The 21,151-nt window shown below is 70.6% G+C and carries 20 protein-coding genes, 4 tRNA genes and 1 pseudogene; 22 read left to right on the plus strand and 3 right to left on the minus strand.

The features are described 5' to 3' along the window. Positions 1-138 precede the first annotated feature (138 nt). Together ACTEI_RS02805 and ACTEI_RS39265 are read left to right on the plus strand one after the other, a co-directional pair. Positions 139-1,404 (plus strand): MFS transporter, encoded by a 1,266-nt coding sequence (locus ACTEI_RS02805; protein WP_122976203.1) that lies wholly within the window; start codon positions 139-141, stop codon positions 1,402-1,404. A gap of 252 nt (positions 1,405-1,656) precedes the next feature. Next, positions 1,657-3,015, plus strand: a pseudogene (locus ACTEI_RS39265) (tyrosine-type recombinase/integrase). Between the two features lie 225 nt (positions 3,016-3,240). On the opposite strand, the gene ACTEI_RS02820 reads toward ACTEI_RS39265, so the two are convergent. Together ACTEI_RS02820 and ACTEI_RS02825 are read right to left on the minus strand one after the other, a co-directional pair. Next, positions 3,241-3,450, minus strand: coding sequence for a hypothetical protein (locus ACTEI_RS02820; protein WP_122976205.1), 210 nt, complete (start codon positions 3,448-3,450; stop codon positions 3,241-3,243). 330 nt (positions 3,451-3,780) lie between these two features. After that, a tRNA-Tyr gene (locus tag ACTEI_RS02825) sits at positions 3,781-3,864 on the minus strand. A gap of 147 nt (positions 3,865-4,011) precedes the next feature. Here ACTEI_RS02825 and ACTEI_RS02830 point away from each other — a divergent pair. The 4 genes from ACTEI_RS02830 (at position 4,012) to ACTEI_RS02845 (ending at position 6,511) form a co-directional block, all read left to right on the plus strand. Beyond that, the gene (locus ACTEI_RS02830; RefSeq protein WP_122976206.1) at positions 4,012-4,503 is read left to right on the plus strand and encodes a YajQ family cyclic di-GMP-binding protein; all 492 of its coding nucleotides are present in this window, start codon (positions 4,012-4,014) and stop codon (positions 4,501-4,503) included. A 108-nt stretch (positions 4,504-4,611) separates the two neighbouring features. Then, on the plus strand, positions 4,612-4,908 hold the full coding sequence (locus ACTEI_RS02835) for a hypothetical protein (RefSeq protein ID WP_122976207.1): 297 nt from the start codon (positions 4,612-4,614) through the stop codon (positions 4,906-4,908). A gap of 60 nt (positions 4,909-4,968) precedes the next feature. Further along, positions 4,969-5,607 (plus strand): LysE family translocator, encoded by a 639-nt coding sequence (locus tag ACTEI_RS02840; protein ID WP_122976208.1) that lies wholly within the window; start codon positions 4,969-4,971, stop codon positions 5,605-5,607. A 94-nt stretch (positions 5,608-5,701) separates the two neighbouring features. After that, on the plus strand, positions 5,702-6,511 hold the full coding sequence (locus ACTEI_RS02845) for a sulfurtransferase (protein ID WP_122981885.1): 810 nt from the start codon (positions 5,702-5,704) through the stop codon (positions 6,509-6,511). Position 6,512: 1 nt separating this feature from the next. Here ACTEI_RS02845 and ACTEI_RS02850 read toward each other — a convergent pair whose 3' ends face one another. Next, entirely contained in the window at positions 6,513-6,908 is a 396-nt protein-coding gene (locus ACTEI_RS02850; RefSeq protein WP_122976209.1) for a hypothetical protein, read from the minus strand. A 258-nt stretch (positions 6,909-7,166) separates the two neighbouring features. Between ACTEI_RS02850 and ACTEI_RS36690 the strand changes: the two genes are divergently transcribed. The 16 genes from ACTEI_RS36690 to rpoB all read left to right on the plus strand — a co-directional run bounded on the left by ACTEI_RS36690 (position 7,167) and on the right by rpoB (position 21,140). Continuing rightward, entirely contained in the window at positions 7,167-7,319 is a 153-nt protein-coding gene (locus ACTEI_RS36690; protein WP_164465819.1) for a hypothetical protein, read from the plus strand. Between the two features lie 61 nt (positions 7,320-7,380). After that, positions 7,381-9,912 carry a putative bifunctional diguanylate cyclase/phosphodiesterase gene (locus ACTEI_RS02855; RefSeq protein WP_122976210.1) on the plus strand — a complete coding sequence of 844 codons (2,532 nt, stop codon included), beginning with the start codon at positions 7,381-7,383 and terminating at the stop codon, positions 9,910-9,912. Positions 9,913-10,007: 95 nt separating this feature from the next. Further along, positions 10,008-10,080: transfer RNA gene (locus ACTEI_RS02860), tRNA-Thr, on the plus strand. Between the two features lie 47 nt (positions 10,081-10,127). After that, a tRNA-Met gene (locus ACTEI_RS02865) sits at positions 10,128-10,200 on the plus strand. A 107-nt stretch (positions 10,201-10,307) separates the two neighbouring features. Continuing rightward, positions 10,308-10,475, plus strand: coding sequence for a 50S ribosomal protein L33 (gene rpmG / locus ACTEI_RS02870; RefSeq protein WP_014440704.1), 168 nt, complete (start codon positions 10,308-10,310; stop codon positions 10,473-10,475). 88 nt (positions 10,476-10,563) lie between these two features. Then, a complete protein-coding gene (locus ACTEI_RS02875; protein ID WP_122976211.1) occupies positions 10,564-11,016 on the plus strand; it encodes a MaoC family dehydratase N-terminal domain-containing protein in 453 nt (150 codons plus the stop codon). Next, the gene (locus tag ACTEI_RS02880) at positions 11,016-11,411 is read left to right on the plus strand and encodes a MaoC family dehydratase (RefSeq protein ID WP_122976212.1); all 396 of its coding nucleotides are present in this window, start codon (positions 11,016-11,018) and stop codon (positions 11,409-11,411) included. Before ACTEI_RS02875 ends, ACTEI_RS02880 begins: the two co-directional genes overlap by 1 nt. A 79-nt stretch (positions 11,412-11,490) precedes the next feature. Continuing rightward, positions 11,491-11,563, plus strand: a tRNA-Trp gene (locus ACTEI_RS02885). A gap of 107 nt (positions 11,564-11,670) precedes the next feature. After that, a complete protein-coding gene (secE, locus tag ACTEI_RS02890) occupies positions 11,671-12,051 on the plus strand; it encodes a preprotein translocase subunit SecE (RefSeq protein WP_122976213.1) in 381 nt (126 codons plus the stop codon). Positions 12,052-12,096: 45 nt separating this feature from the next. Next, positions 12,097-12,813, plus strand: coding sequence for a transcription termination/antitermination protein NusG (gene nusG, locus ACTEI_RS02895; RefSeq protein WP_122976214.1), 717 nt, complete (start codon positions 12,097-12,099; stop codon positions 12,811-12,813). Between the two features lie 77 nt (positions 12,814-12,890). After that, positions 12,891-13,610, plus strand: coding sequence for a 50S ribosomal protein L1 (gene rplA / locus ACTEI_RS02900; protein ID WP_122976215.1), 720 nt, complete (start codon positions 12,891-12,893; stop codon positions 13,608-13,610). A gap of 69 nt (positions 13,611-13,679) precedes the next feature. Then, entirely contained in the window at positions 13,680-14,657 is a 978-nt protein-coding gene (locus tag ACTEI_RS38865) for an ATP-binding cassette domain-containing protein (protein WP_122976216.1), read from the plus strand. Next, a complete protein-coding gene (locus ACTEI_RS02910) occupies positions 14,654-15,352 on the plus strand; it encodes a hypothetical protein (RefSeq protein ID WP_122976217.1) in 699 nt (232 codons plus the stop codon). The genes ACTEI_RS38865 and ACTEI_RS02910 overlap by 4 nt, the downstream gene beginning before the upstream one ends. 755 nt (positions 15,353-16,107) lie before the next feature. Continuing rightward, the gene (gene rplJ / locus ACTEI_RS02920) at positions 16,108-16,656 is read left to right on the plus strand and encodes a 50S ribosomal protein L10 (protein ID WP_122976218.1); all 549 of its coding nucleotides are present in this window, start codon (positions 16,108-16,110) and stop codon (positions 16,654-16,656) included. A 58-nt stretch (positions 16,657-16,714) separates the two neighbouring features. Next, positions 16,715-17,101, plus strand: coding sequence for a 50S ribosomal protein L7/L12 (gene rplL / locus ACTEI_RS02925; protein ID WP_122976219.1), 387 nt, complete (start codon positions 16,715-16,717; stop codon positions 17,099-17,101). 598 nt (positions 17,102-17,699) lie between these two features. Then, on the plus strand, positions 17,700-21,140 hold the full coding sequence (gene rpoB, locus ACTEI_RS02930) for a DNA-directed RNA polymerase subunit beta (protein ID WP_122976220.1): 3,441 nt from the start codon (positions 17,700-17,702) through the stop codon (positions 21,138-21,140). The last annotated feature ends 11 nt before the right edge of the window (positions 21,141-21,151 follow it).

Genomic DNA, 21,151 nt, shown 5'->3' on the forward strand with positions numbered 1-21,151 from the left:
CGGCCGGACGGCCCCGCGCGAGCGCGGCCGTCCGGCCGGGTGAGACGCATGACAGCACGGGCTTCTCGGGTGTGTTCCGAGCCGGCCGACGTTAGCGTCGGAGGCTCTGTCACTCGTTACACCCGGGAGGTCCGGCTCGTGACCGCATTGCGTCAGTACCTTGGCGTGTGGCAGCTACCGGGCGGGCGGACCCTGCTGGTCGTCGGCGTGCTCGCCCGGCTGGGCATCGGGATGACCCCGCTCGGGCTGCTGCTGCTGGTCGAGCAGGCCACCGGGCGGTACGCGTCGGCCGGCCTGGCCGGGGGCGTCTACGCGCTGGCCGGCGCGGCGCTGAGCCCGGTCGCCGGGCGGCTCGCCGACCGGATCGGCCCGGCGCCGATCCTGCTGGCCACCGCGATCCTGCATCCGCTCGCGCTCGGCGGCCTGCTGCTGGCCAGCCGGGGCGGCGCGGGCGCACTCGCATGGATCTTCGTGGCCTCGGCCGCGGCCGGCGCGACGTACCCTCCGCTGAGCGCGGCCATCCGCCGCGCCTGGTCCGACATGACCTCGCCGGGCAGCGGCCGGCACGGGCTGCGCGCCGCCGCGATGGCCGCCGAGACCTCGCTGTTCGAGCTGGTCTTCGTGCTCGGGCCGATGCTGGTCTCGGCGTTCCTGGTGGTCACCGGGCAACCGGCGACGGCGCTGGCCTGCTCGGCGGTGGCGACGCTGGTCGGCACGACGTGGGTGGCCCGGCTGCCGGTGATGCGGCACCGCGGGACGCACCCGGCGGAGCACGCCGCCCGGGGACTCGGCCCGCTGCGCGCCGGCGGCTTCCCTGCCCTGCTGCTGTGCGTCAGCGCGCTCGGCATCGCCTTCGGGGCGGCCGGGGTGATCGTGCCCGCCTACGCCGCGCAGCACGGCGGCGGCGACGCGCTGGGCGGCGTGCTGCTCGGCGTCTGGGGCGTGGGCAGCGCGATCGGCGGCATCTGGTTCGGCACACGTCGGCCGGCGATGGCGCTGTCCCGGCAGTTCGCCTGGCTGCTGAGCGCGGTCGCGGCCAGCTTCCTGGTGCTGGCCCTGATGCCCGGCCCGGTCCACCTGGGCGTGGCCCTGGTGCTCGGCGGCGCCACCATCGCCCCCGCGCTGACCGTGGAGAACAACCTGGTGGGCCGGTTCTCGCCGGCCGGGATGCTGAACGAGGCGTACACCTGGGTGGTCACCGTGTCGGTCTCCGGCAGCGCCGCGGGCGGCGCGCTGGCCGGCGTCATCGTCGACCAGCCGGGCGGCCTGCCGTGGTCGTTCGTCTTCGCCGGCGCCGTGTTGCTGCTGGCCGCGACCGTCGCCGCCCTCCCGGACGGCGCGATGGCCCGCGCCGACCGGCGCGCGGCCGAACGCTCCGCCACCCCGCTCCCCGAGGCGATCTGAACCCGCCCGCGCCGCCCCCTCCCGCGGCCCGCGCCATCCGCATCCCGCGCGGCCGGCGCGGGTCTCAGGTGGTCCGTACATCCGCTTTTCTTGCGGTCGGCGCGGGTCTCAGGTGGTCCGTACATCCGCTTTTCTTGCGGTCGGCGCGCCTTGCGTGTTTCTGGCGTTCGGCGCGGCATCCGGTTCTCTCGCGGTCGGCGCGCCTCCCGCGCCGCGCCTCTGGCGGCCCGCGCGGTATCCGGTCTGCGGCGCATGAGGTGCACGGGTAATGGGGCTCGGTCCGTCCGGTGGGTCGTCGCCGGGAAGCCGTTCCGGGACACGTTCGCCACCGGGGCGCTTGCCGACAACTACCGGTCGAAGCTGGTCATCGCCCAACGGGAAGGCGTCGCCTTCGACGAGGCGTGCGGCCTGCCCGAGCCGATGGCTCGCGCCCTCAACGCCCGACCGTGGTACGACCATGCGATCGCCTACGTCGACGTCAAGTGGCCACGCGCCTCGGCCAAGCACCGCACGGGCATCGCCGAGGCGCTGGCTACGGTGACCCCGACCCTTCTGCCGAGCAGTAGGGGAGCGCCGAGTGAGAAAGCCATCCGGGCCGCCCTCTACGGCTGGTCGTCAACAAGGCCCGCCGCGACGCCGGAGACCCGCCGGCCGAACTGGCGACCGCCGTGCGGTGGCTGGAGTCCAACCCCGTTGACCTGTCCGCCGTGACGACGCCGCCGTGATCAGGAAGGCCCTCGACACCATCGCGATCCGCATGGGGGACGGCGGCGCGGCATCCGCGAGCACCATTGCTCGCAAGCACGCGATCTTCTCGGGCGCCCTCAAATACGCGGCCGGGCTGCGGCCACTGGATGTCCACCCGCTGTCGCCGGTGAGCTGGGTCGCCCCGAAGCACGACGACGAGGTCGACCGCAAGGCGGTAGTCAACCCGGCGCAAGCTCGGGCGCTGCTCGCGGCCGTCCGCGACCGCACGCCCGAGCTGGTCGCCTTCTTCGGCTGCATGTACTACGCCGCGTTGCGCCCCGAGGAGGTGCTGAACCTCCGAGAAGACGAGTACGAGCGGCCGAAGGTCGAGGGCGGGTGGGGTGCCCTGCACCTCACCGGCTCAACCGTCGCCGTCGGGCACGGGTGGGGCGACGAGGGCGGCAGGATCGAGCGACGCGGACTCAAGCACCGGGCGAAGAGCGCGACACGGCCGGTGCCCGCCCCGCCGCCGCTCTGCCGCCTGCTCGACCACCACATCGCTGAATACAAGCTCGCGCTCGATGGCAGGCTGTCCATCACCCGGCGCGGCCCCGGCCGTCGTTACGTGCCGACGCTCGGCCAGCCCATCCCGAGCAACTCGTACGGCAAGGCGTGGCGCGCCGCGCGCGAGGCCGCCCTTACGCCCGCCCAGGTCCGGTCGCCGCTGGCCCGCCGACCGTACGACCTGCGGCACGCCGCCGTGTCGCTCCGGCCCAACGCGGGCGTCCCCGCGACCCAGGTCGCCGAGTAAGCCGGGCACAGCGTCCACGTTCTCATGCGGGTGTATGCGAGTGCATCTACGGCCAGGACGAGGCGGCGCGGCGGAGAGTCGAAGCAGCACTCGGAGGTACGACCGAGGCGTAAGACCTGTCTCCCTGCCCAGCATGGGCATGCAAGATACTGGCCAACCCTTCCGCGTGTTCGCGTGCGTTGTCCTATAGCCCGCTATAGCCTCTGCTCACAGGTTGGGTATCACACAAGAGCGACATCGGTAAGCACTGCTTGACAGTCGCGGTGAGGTGTCCAATGTGCGGCTGGACAAAGGGTTGGGGGCCGTGGCTGCAACCACGACCCCCGGACGACCAGACGCTAGCGCAGCGCGCGCAACATCTGAATCACGAGAACGAGGGCCTGCGCTATCTGCGCTGCGCCCTCGTTCCCCTTGTAGGAGAAGTAGAGAGCGCTGAGTTCGGCCGAACCGAGGGCAATGCTCCAGAGGTGATCTGAAGGTTGTCCCTCGGTGCTCTCGTCCTGTTCTTCCCGATGGTGCGGCTGATCGTCGTCTGCGTCGCTCGTCATGCTTCCTCGCCTGTCCGGTCCCGGGGAAGCCGGGCCCTCGGAACACCAGAGCGGTGAACCGCACGCGAGTCCACCGATCCGGCGGGGTGGCACGAGTAGTGACGCGAAAGGAACGTTAGGGCTTGTTGCCATCGGGGACGACGAGGCGCGCCGATACGCGGAGCTGTTTCCGGCGCGCCTGTTCAGCCAGGACAGAACCGATCATGGCGATGCGCCGACACGTATACGACACGACCAGTGAGATCGAGCGGTTCCGAGTGAGACCGAGTAGGACCGACGAAGAAGGCCCCTCACCGCTGTTTCAGCAGGTGAGGGGCCTTCCTTGCCCTGTGGTGGCGGGTAGAGGATTCGAACCTCTGTAGCTTTCGCGACGGATTTACAGTCCGCTCCCATTGGCCGCTCGGGCAACCCGCCTGGGCACCACCGCGGTTTCCCGCAGCAGCGGACATCAGGATAGCCGTACCGCAGGGCGGGTTCGCAACCGGGTACGGTCGGCATGTCGCGGGGCCGGTTCCGGCCCGCCGGCGACATCGACAAGCATCCAGCCGCAGGAGTCTGATCATGGCAGCCAACCCGTCGTTCGACATCGTCAGCAAGGTCGACCGGCAGGAGGTCGACAACGCTTTCAACCAGGCGGAGAAGGAGCTGAGCACCCGGTTCGACTTCCGGGGCACGGGCACCGAGCTCGCCAAGTCGGGCGAGGCCTTCACCATCACGTCGGAGACCGAGGAGCGTGCGGTCGCCGCGCTCGACGTCTTCAAGGAGAAGCTGGTGAAGCGGAACATCTCCCTCAAGTCGCTGGACGCGGGCGAGCCCCGGCAGTCCGGGAAGACCTTCAAGATCGATCTCAAGGTGGTCGAGGGGATCGAGTCGGACAAGGCCAAGGCGATCAGCAAGAAGATCCGCGACGAGGGCCCGAAGGGCGTGCAGGCGCAGATCCAGGGTGACCAGCTGCGGGTGACCGGCAAGAAGCGGGACGACCTGCAGGCCGTCATCGCGCTGCTCAAGCAGGAGGACTTCGGCGTCGCCCTGCAGTTCACCAACTACCGCTGACGGCGTTCGGCCGGTCCTGATGGCGGGGCCGGCCACGGTCGCCGAGCCGGTTGCACCGATTACCGGCAACCGCCTGACCGCCGCCCGCCCCGGCCGCACACTGATGCGATGGGTACCGAGGTGCTGGGTGGCGTGCTGGGTCTCGCGCTGTTCCTGTTCGGCATGCGGATCCTGGTGCGGGGCGAGGCGCCGGGCGTGATCGCGCGCTCGTTCCGGACCGCCCGTGACGCCGGTTGCTACCACCTGCTCTTCGGCCTGGCCCTGGTGATCTACGTGGGTGGCCTGCACCTGCCCGGCGCCGTGGCCGGCCAGGCCGCCGCGCTGGTCGCCGTGGTGCTGGTCGGCGTGGCCCTGGTGCGGTTCCGCCCTCGTGGCCGCGGCACGGGCCCGACCCGGAAAGCCTGACCCGCCGCGGCGACCGGATCATGCTGGCCGCCACCGCCGTCGAACGGCTAGTAACGGCGTATGGACCTCACCCACGCCGTCCTCTCTTTCGCCGTCCTCGGCGCCCTGCTGACCATCACGCCGGGCCTGGACACCGCCCTGGTGCTCCGCGCCGCCGTCACCATGGGCCGCGGCCCGGCCTTCGCCACCGCCCTGGGGGTCGGCGCCGGCGCCCTGACCTGGGGCGCCGCCGCCGCGGTCGGGGTCTCCGCCCTGCTCACCGCGTCCACCGTGGCGTACACCGCGCTGCGCGTGGCCGGCGCCGCGTACATGGTCCTTCTCGGTGTCCGGATGATCCGCGCCGGGCTTCGCCGCCCCGCGGACGGGGGGTCCGCGGCGCCGCCGTCCGCGGCCGCCCCGACCTGGCGGGCCACGTTCGGCAGGGGGCTGCTCACCAATCTGCTGAACCCCAAGGTGGGCGCCTTCTACGTGGCGGTGTTGCCGCAGTTCGTGCCGGCGGACTCGTCCCCGCTCGGGGTCGGCCTGCTGCTGGCCCTGGTGCACGATCTGGAGGCGCTGGTCTGGTTCTCCTTGATCATCTTCGGCGCGCAGGCCGCGCGTGGTGTCCTGGCCCGGCGCTCGGTCCGGCGTACCGTCGACGCCGGGACCGGCGTGGCCCTGATCGGTTTCGGCATGCGGCTGGGTCTGTCCGGCCGATAGCCGGATCCGGGACGGGAAGCCGGTCATCGGGGCGCGAACCTTGAGCCGGAGCAGCAAGCGGACCGCAACAGGAACCGGAAAGGTGGCGAACACGGTGATCGACCCCGTGGTGGATCAGGACTGGCTGCGTGCCCACGCCGGGGACGTCGTCCTGGCCGACGTCCGCTGGTACCTCGACGGTCGTTCCGGGCGAGCGGCGTACCAGGAAGGTCATCTGCCCGGCGCCGTCTTCATCGACCTGGACACCGCGCTGGCCGGCCCGGCGTCGCCGGCCGAGGGCCGGCATCCGCTGCCGGATCCGCGGGTCTTCGCGGCGGCGATGTCCGCCGCCGGCATCGGCGACGCGGACACCGTGGTCGCCTACGACGATGCCGGCGGGGTCGTCGCGGCGCGGCTGGTCTGGTTGCTGCGGGCGATCGGGTGCGAGGCCGCGCTGCTCGACGGAGGATTGCCCGGGTACGACGGTGAGCTCACCCCCGAGCCCCCCGCCCGGCCCGCCGCGACCTTCACCCCGCGGGAGTGGCCGGCCGGACGGCTGGCCTCGCTGGCCGACACCGTGGCCGGTGGCTACGTGGTGCTCGACGCGCGGGAGGCGGCCCGGTTCCGCGGTGACGCCGAGCCGGTCGACCCGCGCCCCGGTCACATCCCGGGCGCCCGCAGCCTGCCCTGCCGGGAGAACCTGACAGGGGACGGCCGGTTCCTGCCGGTGGCCCGGCTGCGCGAGCGTTTCGCCGCGGTCGGTGTGGACGGCGCCACCGAGGTGATCTCCTACTGCGGTTCCGGGGTGACGGCCTGTCACAACCTGCTGGCGATGGAGCATGCCGGTCTGGGCCGGGGGCGGCTCTACCCGGGTTCCTGGTCGCAGTACAGCCACACCGACCGCCCGGCGGCCACCGGCGACTGAGTCAGTCGGGCCGCCCGGCGGGCCCGCGGGCGCGGTGCGCCGGGTCGGGGTCGAGGCCCTGGGGCCCGGTCTGCTCGTGCTGCCGGACCTGGTCCTCGATCCAGCGCTGGTGCGCTTCCCAGGCGGCCTGTTTGCTGCTGCCGACGGCGGCGCCGATCTGGGTCCACGAGGCTCCGGCGGCGCGTGCCGAGCGGACCATGGCCTGCCGTCCGTACCCCGCCTTGCGGATCACCACCTCGCTGAGCGCGAGCATCTCCAGGGTCTCGGCGGGGGAGAGGGCGGGGGCGGCGTCGTCCGGGTTCATGGCGGCGAGGGCGTCTCGCATCCGCAGGTCGTCGTAACGCCGGGTAGCGCTGATGAGCGTGTGCTGTCGTTCCAGCTCGTCCGGAGTCGCCATGGGCACCACTGTGTTCGTCAAGTCAGCTTGACGTCAAGCCACCCTGACGCGGCGAGGCGAATTGTTCTTACTTCTCCTCTTAAATCGCTCATAAAGCCGCCAATTCTTCAGCGTGGACAGTCGGCGGCTACTCAACCGTTCGGCCAGGTTTTGCCGGAGGGTCGCCGCGACCCGCCGGTGAACACTCCCTGTCGCACAACCGGTGTGGCACCATCAGGTAACCCCCCGCCGTGCACTAGCGCCAATACGGGAGAAAACATGTCTGCTAGGAAGCTGGGCCGTCTCGCCGGTTTGGTTTTCGTTCTGGTCGCGGCCTTCGGTGGAGTCGCCGCGAACGCCGTCGCCGCTCCCGGCGCGGCAGCTCAGACCGAGACCATGAAGTACGCGACGCTCGACAGCGTCTGGCTGTAAATAGCGGCGGCAGCGTCGGGCTGCGATGAGCAGCCGCGCAGCAATCACCCTAAGGAGCGCCATGAGCGGGCCTCGGCCAGCATCACGGCGCTCCTCGGCCTATTCCTGGCTGGTCACCATTCCGCTCGCGCTTTTCGGCGCGGTCTGCCTGGTCGTCTTCATCTCCCGGGAGCACGGCTGGTACCACGAGTGGCTGGGCGGGCTGCTGGTGATGGCGGGAGCCGTCGCCGCGTCGGTGTCGGTCACCCAGGTCATCATCGGCCGCCAGGCCTATGCCGTCATGGTGACAGAGATTCCGCTGGTCCTGGGCCTTTATTTCCTTCCGTCGGCGACCACTCTGCTGGCGATGACCGGCGCCGCGCTGGTGACGCACCTCTGGAACCGGCTGGAGCCGGCCAAGCTCAGCTTCAACGTCGCCGTCAAGGCGGCCTCGGTAGCCATCGCCCTGCTGGTGCTCTCGCTGTTCCCGGCCAGCCACGACGCCGGGCCGTGGACCTGGGGCAAGATCTTCGTCGCGGCCCTGGCCAGCGGGATCGCCTCGCACCTGGCGGTGGCCGGGGTGATCGCCGTGGTGCAGGGACGCCACGCCGGCCGGCAGGCGCTGGGCGCGGGCGCGCCCGCCGTCCTCAACTGCGCGATCAACACGGTCATCGGCCTGGTCTTCCTGGTGCTGCTGGACGCCACCAAGTGGTCCGTGCTGCTGCTGGCCGGCCTGGTGCTGGCCCTGGTGCTGGTCTTCCGGTCGTTCGCCGGCATCTTCCGCCAGCACCGCACGCTCGCCGAGGTCTACGAGCTGACCGTGGCCCTGCGCGACGAGGCCGGCACCGGCGGGCTGCCCGACGTGCTGCTGGGCCGGGTGCGCGCGCTGACCCAGTCGGAGTACGCCACCCTCTGGCTGGCCGCCCAGGGCCGGCATCCCGAGGTGCTGCTCACCTCCCGGGTCGACGACAGCGGCGGCCTGTTCGACATCTCGCCGACCCCGACCGAGGTCCGCGACCAGGTGCTCGAGACCGGGCGCGCGGTGGCGGTGGGCTCGCAGTTCGAGGAGACCGCGAAGCTGCGCGGGTCGCTGCGCGCGGCCGGGCTCCGCGATGTCGTCGCGGTCCCGTTGCGCTCCGGGCAGATCACGATCGGCACCCTGGAGGTCGTCAACCGGGTCGGCGCCTACACCACCTTCCGCGACGCCGACGTGCAGGTGCTGGAGACCATCGCCGCGCATGTCGCCGGCGCCGTGGAGAACTCCCGGCTGGTCGATCGGCTGCGCTACGACGCGTACCACGACCGCCTGACCGCCCTGCCCAACCGGCGCCGGATGGTCGACGCGCTGGCCGAGTCGGTCAAGGTCCGCGCCGAGGACGAGGTCGTCGCGATCCTGCTGTTCGACGTCGACGGCCAGCGCAACGTCAACGAGTCGATGGGGCACGCCGCCGGCGACAAGCTGCTGGTCGAGGTCGCCGAGCGGATCCGGGGCATCGCCGACTCGGGCGCCCTGGTCGGCCGGATCGGCGGCGACGAGTTCGTGGTCACCCTCCGGGCCGCCAGCATCGAGGCCACCGTCGACCTGGCCACGCAGATGCGCGAGCGGCTCCGCGGCCCGATGACCGTGGGCTCGCTGACCCTGGACGTGGACACCGCGGTCGGCGTCTCGGTCTACCCCGACCACGGCAGCGACCCGGAGACCCTGCTGCAACGGGCCGAGCTGGCCGCCAACGCGGCCAAGGTGCTCCCGTACGGCGTGCAGCCGTTCCACCCGGCCCTGGAGTCGCGCGCGGTGCGCCGGCTCGGCATCGCCGCCGATCTGCGCCGCGCCATCGACAACGACCAGCTGGAGGTCTACTTCCAGCCCAAGGTGACGCTCGCCGACCGGCACGTGCTCGGCGTCGAGTGCCTGGCCCGCTGGGTGCACCCGGCGCACGGCGAGGTCGCTCCGGAGGACTTCGTGGCGGTGGCCGAGCACACCGGCCAGCTCGCCCGGCTCACCGAGGTGGTGCTGACCGCCGGCCTGCGGCACTGCCGGGCCTGGGCGGACGCCGACCGCCCGCTGTCCATCGCGGTCAACCTCTCGGCCCGTACCCTGCTCGACGCCCGCTTCCCGGACCTGGTCCGGGACCTGCTGGAGGAGCACGGGGTGGAGCCGGGGCAGGTCACCTTCGAGATCTCCGAGCCGGGCATGCTGCACGACATCGAGCGGGTGCTGCCGAGTCTGTACCGTCTCCGCGACCTCGGCGTCCGGCTGAGCGTCGACGACTTCGGCACCGGCGCCTCCTCGCTGGGCTACCTGCGCCAGTGGCCGGTGCACGAGGTCAAGATCGACGACTCGTTCGTGCAGGGCATGGCGACCGACTCGGGCGATCTGGCGATCGTGCGGGCGGTGGTGGGGCTGGCCCGCGAGTTCGGCCTCACCGTGGTCGCCGAGGGGGTGGAGAGCGAACTGACCCTTGAGCTTCTGGAGGAGATGGGCTGCGAGATCGGTCAGGGGTACCTCTTCAGCCGGCCGTTGCCGTTCGAGCGGCTGGAGGCCTGGCTGAGCGCGCAGACCGAGCCGGAGTCCACCCCGACGGGCGAGGTGCGCCGGCTCCGCGCAGTCATCTGACCTGCGAATTCGCAACGTGGGGGGTGCCGATTTCACCCGCGGGACCCGGCCGTGTAGTCTTACTCCTGCAGCGAGCGAGAGATCGCAAGCGGCAAGCCCCCTTAGCTCAGTCGGCAGAGCGTCTCCATGGTAAGGAGAAGGTCTACGGTTCGATTCCGTAAGGGGGCTCTACCGGGTTCGTTCCCGCCGCCCGGCGCTGGACGTGAGCCTGGCTCGGCGGTGTAGCTCAGATGGCAGAGCAAGCGGCTCATAATCGCTGTGTCGCCGGTTCAAGTCCGGCCACCGCTACTTTCCCGTGGGGCTCAAGTCCGAGGCCCACTTTGCAGAGCGACCCACCAAGCGTCTACGCTGGTTCGTCGTCAAGTTAGATCCCGTTAGCAGGAAGGCACCCCGCCGTGGCCAAGGCGACCGACGTCCGTCCGAAGATCACCCTGGCGTGCACGGAGTGCAAGGACCGGAACTACATCACCAAGAAGAACCGGCGCAACGACCCGGACCGCATCGAGCTGAAGAAGTTCTGCCCGCGCGACGGGAAGCACACCCTGCACCGCGAGACGCGCTGACCTTCGCGAAAGCGCGTTCGCAACGCTGAAAAGTCTCTCTCTGCGCCGCCCGGAGTCACTCCGGGCGGCGCAGAGTAGTTTGTGGGGTATGCCCCTGGATCAGACGTTTGCCGGCCGCACCTGGCCGCCCACCGAGACCTATCTCGTCGGCCGGGAGAAGATCCGCGAGTTCGCCCGCGCGATCGGCGCCACCGACGCCGAGTACCACGACCCCGAGGCGGCCCGCGCGATCGGCTACCCGGACGTGGTCGCCCCGCCGACCTTCCCGGTGGCGATCACCATGAGCGCCAGCCGCCAGGTGGTCAACGACCCCGCTCTGGGCCTGGACTACAGCCGCGTCGTGCACGGTGACCAGAAATTCGCCTACACCCGGCCGATGGTGGCCGGCGACGCGGTGGTGTGCGTGAACACGGTGGAGGAGATCACCACCCGGGGTGGCCACTGGTTCATCACGGTGCGCACCGACGTGCGTACCGAGGCCGGCGAGCCGGTCGTCACGGCGTGGTCGAAACTGGTGCAGCGCGGCGAGGAGACTGCCTGATGGACGACGTGCTCGAGCCGCAGACCTTCCGGATCACCCGGGCCGACCTGGTCCGCTACGCCGGCGCCTCCGGCGACTTCAACCCGATCCACTGGAGCGACCGGATCGCCACCGGGGTCGGCCTGCCCGGTGTCATCGCGCACGGCATGTTCACCATGGCCCTGGTGGGTCGTGCGGTGACCGCCTGGGCCGGCGCGGCGGACGCGGTGCGCGAGTTCAGCGTGCGCTTCGCTCGGCCGGTCCCGGTGCCGGACACCGACGAGGGAACCGAGGTCGTCGTCACGGCCAAGGTGAAGGAAGTCACCGAGGACGGCGACACCAGACTGGCCCTGACTGCCACGTGCAACGGAGACAAGGTACTGTCTCTGGCACAGGCGCTTGTCAGGAAGCGGTAGCCCGGGTTGGGATAACCAGGGGCGTACCCGTACACTGGTGCGCCGTGGGGCTGTGCGTCGCAAGACGGCGGTCCCGCAAAGGGGTGTAGCTCAATTGGCAGAGCAGCGGTCTCCAAAACCGCAGGCTGCAGGTTCAAGTCCTGTCACCCCTGCGCAATCCTCCCTGACGTGCCCGCCCGGTGCGCGGTTCGCACAACTCCCGCGTCCGGTCGAGTGCTGACGGGAACATCAACACCACCGACGACGGAAGTAGGGCGAAGTGGCCGATAAGGACCGGCCCGGTGACGACGTCCCGGGCGACGACGAGCTGCTCGCCGACGCCGCCGCCGGTGACGATGCCAATGAGGACGCCGACGCGCCGGTGACCCGTGGTGGTGGGACCGCGGTCGCCGAGCGTGCGCAGGACGACGACGCTAAGGCCAAGAAGGAGCGCAAGCGCGCCGGGGTCTTCGGCCGGATCGGCGGCTTCTTCCGCGAGGTCATCAGCGAGCTCCGCAAGGTCATCTGGCCGACGCGCAAGGAGCTGCTGACCTACACCGCGGTCGTGATCGCGTTCGTCACGGTGATGACGGCGATCGTGGCGGTGCTGGACTACGGGTTCGGTAAGGGCATCCTCTGGGCGCTCGGCGGCAAGTCGTAGCCCTGGCGAACCTGTACCGAGTGACTTATCTGGAAGTGAGCGAGCGTGCCTGAGTACGACGACGAGACCGCGCAGTTTGCTGACGAGCAGTCGTCGCCGGACACCGACGAGTCGGTCGAGACGGCCGACGAGACGCCGGTGGCGGTCCAGGCGCCCGAGGTCGACGAGGACTACGACCCCGTCAAGGAGCTGCGGCAGAAGCTGCGGTATGCGCCTGGTGACTGGTACGTGGTGCACTCCTACGCCGGTTACGAGAACAAGGTCAAGACCAACCTCGAGACCCGGATCACCAGCCTCGACATGGAGGACTTCATCTTCCAGGTCGAGGTGCCGACCCGCGAAGAGGTCGAGGTCAAGAACGGCAAGCGCAACCAGGTGCAGGCCAAGGTCTTCCCCGGCTACATCCTGGTCCGGATGGACCTGACCCCCGAGTCGTACTCCTGCGTGCGCAACACGCCGGGCGTGACCGGGTTCGTCGGCGCCACCGACCGGGTCGACCGGCCGGCCCCGCTCTCCCTCGACGAGGTGCTGAAGTGGCTGGCCCCGGCCGTCCAGGCGGAGGAGAAGAAGGCGAAGCCCGAGGTCAAGGTCCTGGACTTCGAGGTGGGCGACTCGGTCACGGTGACCGACGGCGCGTTCGCCTCGCTGCCGGCGTCGATCAGCGAGATCAACGCCGACCAGCAGAAGCTGAAGGTCCTGGTGTCGATCTTCGGCCGGGAGACGCCGGTCGAGCTGAACTTCAACCAGGTCACCAAGATCTGATCGCCGGAACACCGGCGATGTCAGTGGGAGGGGCCGCCACCGCGCGGCTCCGCCATCAACCACAGGAGCACTGAGAAATGGCACAGCGCAGCAAGGTGTACCGCGCGGCGGTCGAGAAGATCGACGGCAGCAAGCTCTACGAGCCGCGGGAAGCGGTCGCTCTCGCCAAGGAGACCAGCTCGGCCAAGTTCGACGCCACCGTCGAGGTCGCGATGCGCCTCGGTGTCGACCCGCGTAAGGCCGACCAGATGGTCCGCGGCACGGTCAACCTGCCGCACGGCACCGGTAAGACCGCCCGCGTCATCGTCTTCGCCCAGGGCGCGAAGGCCGAGGAGGCCCTCGCGGCCGGCGCCGACGAGGTCGGCACTGACGAGCTCGTCGCCCGGATCCAGGGTGGCTGGCTGGAGTTCGACGCCGCGATCGCGACGCCGGACCAGATGGCGAAGATCGGCCGGATCGCCCGGATCCTCGGCCCGCGTGGCCTGATGCCGAACCCGAAGACCGGCACCGTCACCATGGACGTGACCAAGGCCGTCAACGAGATCAAGGGCGGCAAGATCACCTTCCGGGTGGACAAGCACTCGAACCTGCACCTGATCATCGGCAAGGCGTCCTTCTCGCCGGAGCAGCTGGTGGACAACTACGCCGCCGTGCTCGACGAGGTGCTGCGGGCCAAGCCGTCCGCCGCCAAGGGCAAGTACCTGAAGAAGGTCACCGTCAGCACCACCACCGGCCCGGGCATCCCGGTCGACCCGAGCGCGCAGAAGAACCTGCGCGGCGAGGCCGCCAGCGCCTGACAGCCGGCAGGAACCGATGAAGCCCCCGGGGGATCTCCCCGGGGGCTTTCTCGTGCCAAGCTAGCGGCCATGCTCTTCGACGGCGTCTGGTTCCGGTACGCCCGGCACGCCCCGTGGGCACTGCGCGAAGCGGTGGCGACGGTCGATCCCGGGGACACCGTGGTGGTGCTCGGCCCCAACGGGGCCGGCAAGTCCACGCTGCTGCAACTGGCCGCGGGCGTGCTGCGCCCGGTCCGCGGCGCGGTCCGGAACCGGCCACCGGTGGTCGGCTGGGTGCCCGAGCGTTTCCCGGCCGACCAGCCGTTCACCGCGGCCGGGTACCTGCGCGCCATGGCCGCGCTGCGCCGCGCCCCGGCGTCCGCCGTGGACCACTGGATCGACCGCCTGGGCTTGGGCGCGCACGCCGGCACCCCCCTCGGGGCGCTCTCCAAGGGCACCGCGCAGAAGGTCGGCCTGGCGCAGGCCCTGCTGGCGCCGCCCGGGCTGCTGGTTCTCGACGAGCCGTGGGAGGGGCTGGACGCCCACGCCCGCACCCTGGTCCCGCAGATCGTCGCCGAGGTGACCGCGGCGGGCGGCGCCGTCCTGGTCAGCGACCACCGCGGCGAGATCACCGGACTCCCGGCCGCCGTCCACTGGTCGGTCACCTCCGGCGCCCTGAAGATCCGGCCCACCCGGCCGGCCGTCCCGCGGCAGCCGGGCGCCCCGGCACCATCCGTCCCGCGGCAGCCGGGCGCCGCGGCCGAGCCGGGCGCCGCGGCCGAGCCGGGCGCCGCGGGCCAGGCGGGTGCCGCGGCCGAGCCGGGCGCCGCGGCCGAGCCGGGCGCCGCGGGCCAGGCGGGTGCCGCGGACCAGCCGGGCGAGCCGGCGCGGCCCGGCCCGGACGAGGTGGTGGTCGAGATCGCGGTGCCACGCGCGGAGGCCGGTGAGGCGGTGGTCCGGCTCCGCGACAGCGGTCACCGTGTCCTGCGGGTCCGGCAGGCGCCGACCCCGGACGTACGCCAGGAGCCCACCGGCGCTCCGGGCGCGACTGAGGGGGAGAGCCGGTGACCGCGCTGGTGCGGATGCGTCTCGCCGGGTTCTGGCGCGGCGGCCGGGTGCTGGCCCCGCTGATCACCGTGCTGGTCGTGCTCGCCGTGCTCTACGGCGGGGAAGCCGCGCCGGCCGCGGCCGCCTACGGCTACTCGGCGGCGGCCCTGTTCCCGGTGCTGGCCTGGCTGGCCAAGGTGCTGCTGGACACCGAGCCGGACGGGCAGCGCCGGCTCGCCCGGCTCGCGGTCGGCCCGGTGCGCGAGGGGGCGGCGGGCCTGCTCGCGGCCCTGGTCGCGGGTGGGGTGGTCTGCGCCGGCGCGATGCTGGCCCCGTGGCTGTTGCACGGCATCCGGGGCCCGTTGCCCGGTTCGGCGGAGTCGTCGTTGCCGGCCGGTGTCCTGCTCGGGGTGCTGGCGCACCTGTTGTCGCTGCTCGCCGCGGTGGCGCTCGGCGCGCTGGCCGGCCGGGCGGTCACCCGGCGGGTGCTGCCCGGAGTCACGGTCCTGGTCACCGGCTCGCTGTTGGTGATCGTGCTCGGGCTGACCGGCTCGATCGTCCCGTGGCTGGCGCCGCCGGTGATGGCCGTCGCCCGGGCGCTGAGCGACGGGAGCACCCCGCCGGTCGGCGATCTGTGGCGGCTGACCGCCTGGAGTCTCGCGTGGTGCGCGGTCGCTCTGGCCGGCTACGCGCGGCTGCGCCGTTCCCGTTCCTGACCCCGGCTCGCGGCCGCCCTCGCCTGCCGGCTCGGGCCGGGCCGGACGGCGCTCTCCGGCCGGGCGGGCCGGTGCCACCGATGCTTCGCCGGGCCGGGAGGGCCGGCGCTCTCCGGCCGGGCCGGACGGCGCCACCGAGCCTCCGCGGTCCCACGTTCCCGGCCGTCCCCAAGGCCACGGTCCCGGCGCTCCGGGGGATCCCGGCGGTCCGGGCGGTCCAGGGTCCCGGCGCTCCTGGGTTCCGGCGGTCCGGGGGGTCCGGGGGTCCGGGGCCGGGGGTCCCGGCGGTCCCGGCGCGCGGCCGGGTCCGGGGTCGCCGGCACGCCGCGCGGGACAGCCACGGGGCGTGGCGGAGAAGCCTACGGGCGGGACTCGCCGGTCGTACCGGAAAGCGGACCGCCGGGAGCCGGAGCGGCCTCGGGCGTCACAGCGGGCCCGGGGTGGCGGCCGGCGGGGTCGGCAGCAGGCGAGGGATGAGCGGGGTGGGCGACCGCGATTTGGCTTTCGCGGTGGGGCCGCGTAGTCTCGATTCTCGAAGTTCCACCCATAGACCGCTGGTCGCCGCTGTGGGCGTCGTCAGACGCACGCCGCGGCCGAAGGTCCCGCAACGAGCGGGCGACCTGCGCAGGGAGAACGGTTCGTGATGTGAGGCGTGCGTCCGCGCGTGCCTGAGTCCGCCCCGTGCCCTGCGCCGGGGCGTTTTGCTTGTTCGGACCCTCTCGACCAGTGGCAACGAGCACTGAGAGAGGAGGGACATGGCGGACAAGCCGGTCCGGGCTGACAAGGCCTCGGCCGTCGCCGAGCTGACGGAGAGCTTCCGTGACTCGACGGCCACCGTGTTGACCGAATACCGCGGCCTCACCGTCAAGCAGCTCACCGAGCTGCGGCGGGCGCTCGGCCAGCAGGCCAAGTACTCCGTCGCCAAGAACACGCTCGCGAAGCGTGCCGCGGGCGACGCGGGTATCGAGGGTCTCGACACGCTGTTCACCGGTCCTACCGCGCTCGCCTTCGTGAGCGGTGACGTGGTCGAGGCGGCCAAGGGCCTTCGTGCCTTCGCCAAGGCCAACCCCGCTCTCGTCATCAAGGGCGGTGTCTTCGAGGGCAAGGCGCTCACGGCGGACGAGGTCAACAAGCTTGCCGACCTCGAGTCCCGTGAGGTGCTGCTGGCCAAGCTGGCCGGCGCCATGAAGGGCAACCTCACCAAGGCGGCCGGGCTGTTCCAGGCCCCGCTGTCGCAGGTCGCTCGCCTCGGGGCGGCCCTGCAGGAGAAGCGCGAGAAGGAAGGTTCCGCCGAGGCCGCCTGAGCGCGCCACGCGGAATCCACGCACGTTTTACATCAGTTGCTAGGAAAGGTTGCCTGACATGGCGAAGCTCAGCACCGAAGAGCTGCTCGACGCGTTCAAGGAGATGACGCTGATCGAGCTCTCCGAGTTCGTGAAGCAGTTCGAGACCACCTTCGAGGTCACCGCCGCGGCTCCGGTCGCGATCGCGGCCGGCCCGGCCGCCGGTGGCGCCGCGCCCGAGGCCGAGGCGGAGAAGGACTCGTTCGACGTCGTTCTGGAGAGCGACGGCGGCAAGAAGATCCAGGTCATCAAGGTCGTGCGTGAGCTGACCGGCCTGGGCCTGAAGGAGGCCAAGGACACCGTCGAGGGCGCGCCGAAGGCGATCCTCGAGGGCGTCAACAAGGAGAAGGCCGAGGCCGCCAAGGCCAAGCTCGAGGCCGAGGGCGCCAAGGTCACCCTCAAGTGATCTGACGCTCCACAGCGTTTCCCGTCGATGGCGGAGACCCGTTCCGGGTCTCCGCCATCGGTGTTCCGGCAGGTGTACGCGGTGCTCGGCGCGACACCTCCGGATCGGCTCCGGCGGATCCGACAGAGGCTGCCAAAGCCGGCCATTCATGCGTTAAGGTCCCTTGGGTGCGGCGGCCGGACGACCGGGTGGGTCCGACCCGCGGCACAGCCCTTGACTGAGTGTCCGCTGACAGGCACGCTGATGGCAGCAAGTTTCCGCGCTTGCAACAGCCGGCCCATGGGTATTCGGCAGACCCGATGACCACGGACCAGCACCGGAGGAAGAGTTGCCGCGTCTCTGAGCGGCCCCGACCACGGCACTGACCGGGAATTCGCAGGTCAGCGGCGTCGGGGACACGTTCCGCGGGCCACCTCAGGTGTGGGCTGGACAGCGGTTAGCCAAGCGGCTACACTGCTAGTTTGCGCTGCCTTCTGTCTTGACGCCTGCCGGGATATCCATCTACGTGGATTTCGTTGGGTGTCTTTTGGAGTGCACGCAGACCAGTTGCACCAGCAACTCAGCCGCATAGCAGCACCGGTCCTCGGAAGGACGCATCTTGGCAGCTTCCCGCCCTGCGAAGACCAGCCGTACGTCGAGCGCTTACGCACCCCGCCGTGTCTCTTTCGGCCGGATCACCGAGCAGCTAGAGGTCCCCAACCTCCTCGCCCTCCAGACGGAGTCCTTCGACTGGCTGGTCGGCAACGAGGCCTGGCAGGCCCGGACGACGGACGACCCGCACGCCCACTCGGGCCTCGCAGAGATCCTCGAAGAGATCAGTCCCATTGAGGACTTCTCCGGCACTATGTCGCTGTCCTTCTCATCTCCCCGGTTCGACGAGGTCAAGGCCTCGATCGAGGAGTGCAAGGAGAAGGACCTGACCTACTGCGCGCCGCTGTTCGTGACCGCGGAGTTCACCAACAACACGACTGGCGAGATCAAGAGCCAGACCGTGTTCATGGGTGACTTCCCGATGATGACCCCCAAGGGGACGTTCGTCATCAACGGCACCGAGCGCGTCGTGGTGAGCCAGCTCGTCCGTTCGCCGGGCGTGTACTTCACCAAGGAGCCGGACAAGACCTCCGACCGCGACCTCACCAGCGTCAAGGTCATCCCGAGCCGGGGTGCCTGGCTGGAGTTCGACATCGACAAGCGCGACACCGTCGGTGTCCGTATCGACCGTAAGCGTCGCCAGGCTGTCACCGTCCTGCTGAAGGCGATCGGCTGGTCCGCCGACCAGATCCGCGAGCGCTTCGGCTGGTCCGAGCTGCTCATGACGACGCTGGAGAAGGACCACATCGCCGGGCAGGACGAGGCCCTGCTCGACATCTACCGCAAGCTGCGTCCGGGCGAGCCCCCCACCCGGGAGAACGCGCAGACCCTGCTCGACAACCTCTTCTTCAACCCGAAGCGGTACGACGTCGCCAAGGTCGGGCGCTACAAGTTCAACAAGAAGCTCGACATCGACGTGCCGATCGTCCGCGGCACGCTGACCGAGGAAGACATCGTCAAGACCGTCGAGTACCTCTGCCGGCTGCACGCCGGTGAGGAGGGCTACGAGGCCGACGACATCGACCACTTCGGCAACCGGCGTCTGCGGACCGTCGGCGAGCTCATCCAGAACCAGGTCCGGGTGGGCCTGTCCCGGATGGAGCGCGTCGTGCGCGAGCGGATGACGACCCAGGACGTCGAGGCGATCACGCCGCAGACCCTGATCAACATCCGCCCGGTGGTGGCGGCGATCAAGGAGTTCTTCGGTACGTCGCAGCTGTCGCAGTTCATGGACCAGACCAACCCGCTGGCGGGTCTGACCCACCGGCGCCGGCTGAGCGCGCTCGGCCCGGGTGGTCTGAGCCGTGAGCGGGCCGGCTTCGAGGTCCGTGACGTGCACCCGTCGCACTACGGCCGGATGTGCCCGATCGAGACGCCCGAGGGCCCGAACATCGGTCTGATCGGCGCGCTCTCGACGTTCGCGCGGGTCAACCCGTTCGGGTTCATCGAGACCCCGTACCGCAAGGTGGAGAACGGCGTCGTCACCGACGAGGTTCACTACCTGACCGCGGACGAGGAGGACCGGTTCATCAAGGCGCAGGCGAACGCCCCGCTGAAGAGCGACGGCTCCTTCGCCGAGGACCGCGTCCTGGTCCGCCGGAAGGGCGGTGAGGTCGACTACGTGCCCGGCGCCGAGGTCGACTACATGGACGTCTCGCCGCGGCAGATGACCTCGGTCGCCACCGCGATGATCCCGTTCCTCGAGCACGACGACGCGAACCGTGCCCTCATGGGCGCGAACATGCAGCGCCAGGCGGTGCCGCTGGTCAAGGCCGAGTCGCCGCTGGTCGGCACCGGCATGGAGTACCGCGCCGCGGTGGACGCCGGCGACGTGGTCGTGGCCGAGGTCGGCGGTGTGGTCGAGGACCTGTGCGCCGACTACGTCACGGTGCACCAGGACGACGGCCACCGGCGTACCTACCTGCTGCACAAGTTCCGCCGCTCGAACGCCGGCTCCTGCGTCAACCAGAAGCCGATCGTCTTCGAGGGTGACCGGGTCGAGGCCGGCCAGGTCATCGCCGACGGCCCGTGCACCGACGAGGGGGAGATGGCCCTGGGCCGCAACCTCCTGGTCGCGTTCATGTGCTGGGAGGGCCACAACTACGAGGACGCGATCATCCTGTCGCAGCGCCTCGTGCAGCAGGACGTGCTCACCTCGATCCACATCGAGGAGCACGAGGTCGACGCCCGCGACACCAAGCTCGGCCCGGAGGAGATCACCCGCGACATCCCGAACGTCAGCGAGGAGATGCTGGCGGACCTGGACGAGCGGGGCATCATCCGGATCGGCGCCGAGGTCGTGCCCGGCGACATCCTGGTCGGCAAGGTCACGCCCAAGGGCGAGACCGAGCTGACCCCGGAGGAGCGCCTGCTGCGCGCGATCTTCGGTGAGAAGGCCCGGGAGGTCCGGGACACCTCGCTGAAGGTTCCGCATGGCGAGACCGGCACCGTCATCGGTGTCCGTACGTTCTCCCGCGAGGACGGCGACGAGCTGCCCCCCGGCGTGAACGAGCTGGTCCGGGTGTACGTCGCGCAGAAGCGGAAGATCCAGGACGGTGACAAGCTCGCCGGCCGGCACGGCAACAAGGGCGTCATCTCCAAGATCCTGCCGGTCGAGGACATGCCGTTCCTGGAGGACGGCACCCCGGTCGACATCGTGCTCAACCCGCTCGGTGTGCCCTCGCGTATGAACATCGGCCAGGTCCTGGAGACCCACCTCGGGTGGATCGCCAAGACGGGTTGGTCCGTCGAGGGCGACGACGAGGAGTGGAAGCGCCAGCTCCGCTCGATCGACGCGCACGAGTCCCCCGCCGACAGCAACGTCGCGACCCCGGTCTTCGACGGCGCCCAGGAGGAGGAGATCAAGGGCCTGCTTGAGTCGACCCTGGTGAACCGGGACGGCAAGCGGCTGGTCAACGGCGACGGCAAGGCGCAGCTGTTCGACGGCCGCTCCGGTGAGCCGCTGCCGGACCCGATCTCGGTCGGCTACGTCTACATCCTGAAGCTGAACCACCTGGTCGACGACAAGATCCACGCCCGGTCGACCGGCCCGTACTCGATGATCACGCAGCAGCCGCTCGGTGGTAAGGCCCAGTTCGGTGGCCAGCGGTTCGGCGAGATGGAGTGCTGGGCGATGCAGGCCTACGGCGCCGCCTACGCGCTGCAGGAGCTGCTGACCATCAAGTCCGACGACGTGCTTGGCCGCGTGAAGGTGTACGAGGCCATCGTCAAGGGCGAGAACATCCCGGAGCCGGGAATCCCGGAGTCCTTCAAGGTGCTGCTCAAAGAGCTGCAGTCGCTGTGCCTGAACGTCGAGGTGCTCTCCAGCGACGGTGTGGCTCTGGAGATGCGCGAGACGGACGACGAGGTCTTCCGGGCCGCGGAGGAACTCGGCATCGACCTGTCCCGGCGCCCGAACGAGGGTGTCAGCAGCGTCGAAGAGATCTGACGGAGAGCGGC

Origin of the sequence: Actinoplanes teichomyceticus ATCC 31121, from assembly GCF_003711105.1 — a bacterium.
Lineage (GTDB): Bacteria > Actinomycetota > Actinomycetes > Mycobacteriales > Micromonosporaceae > Actinoplanes > Actinoplanes teichomyceticus.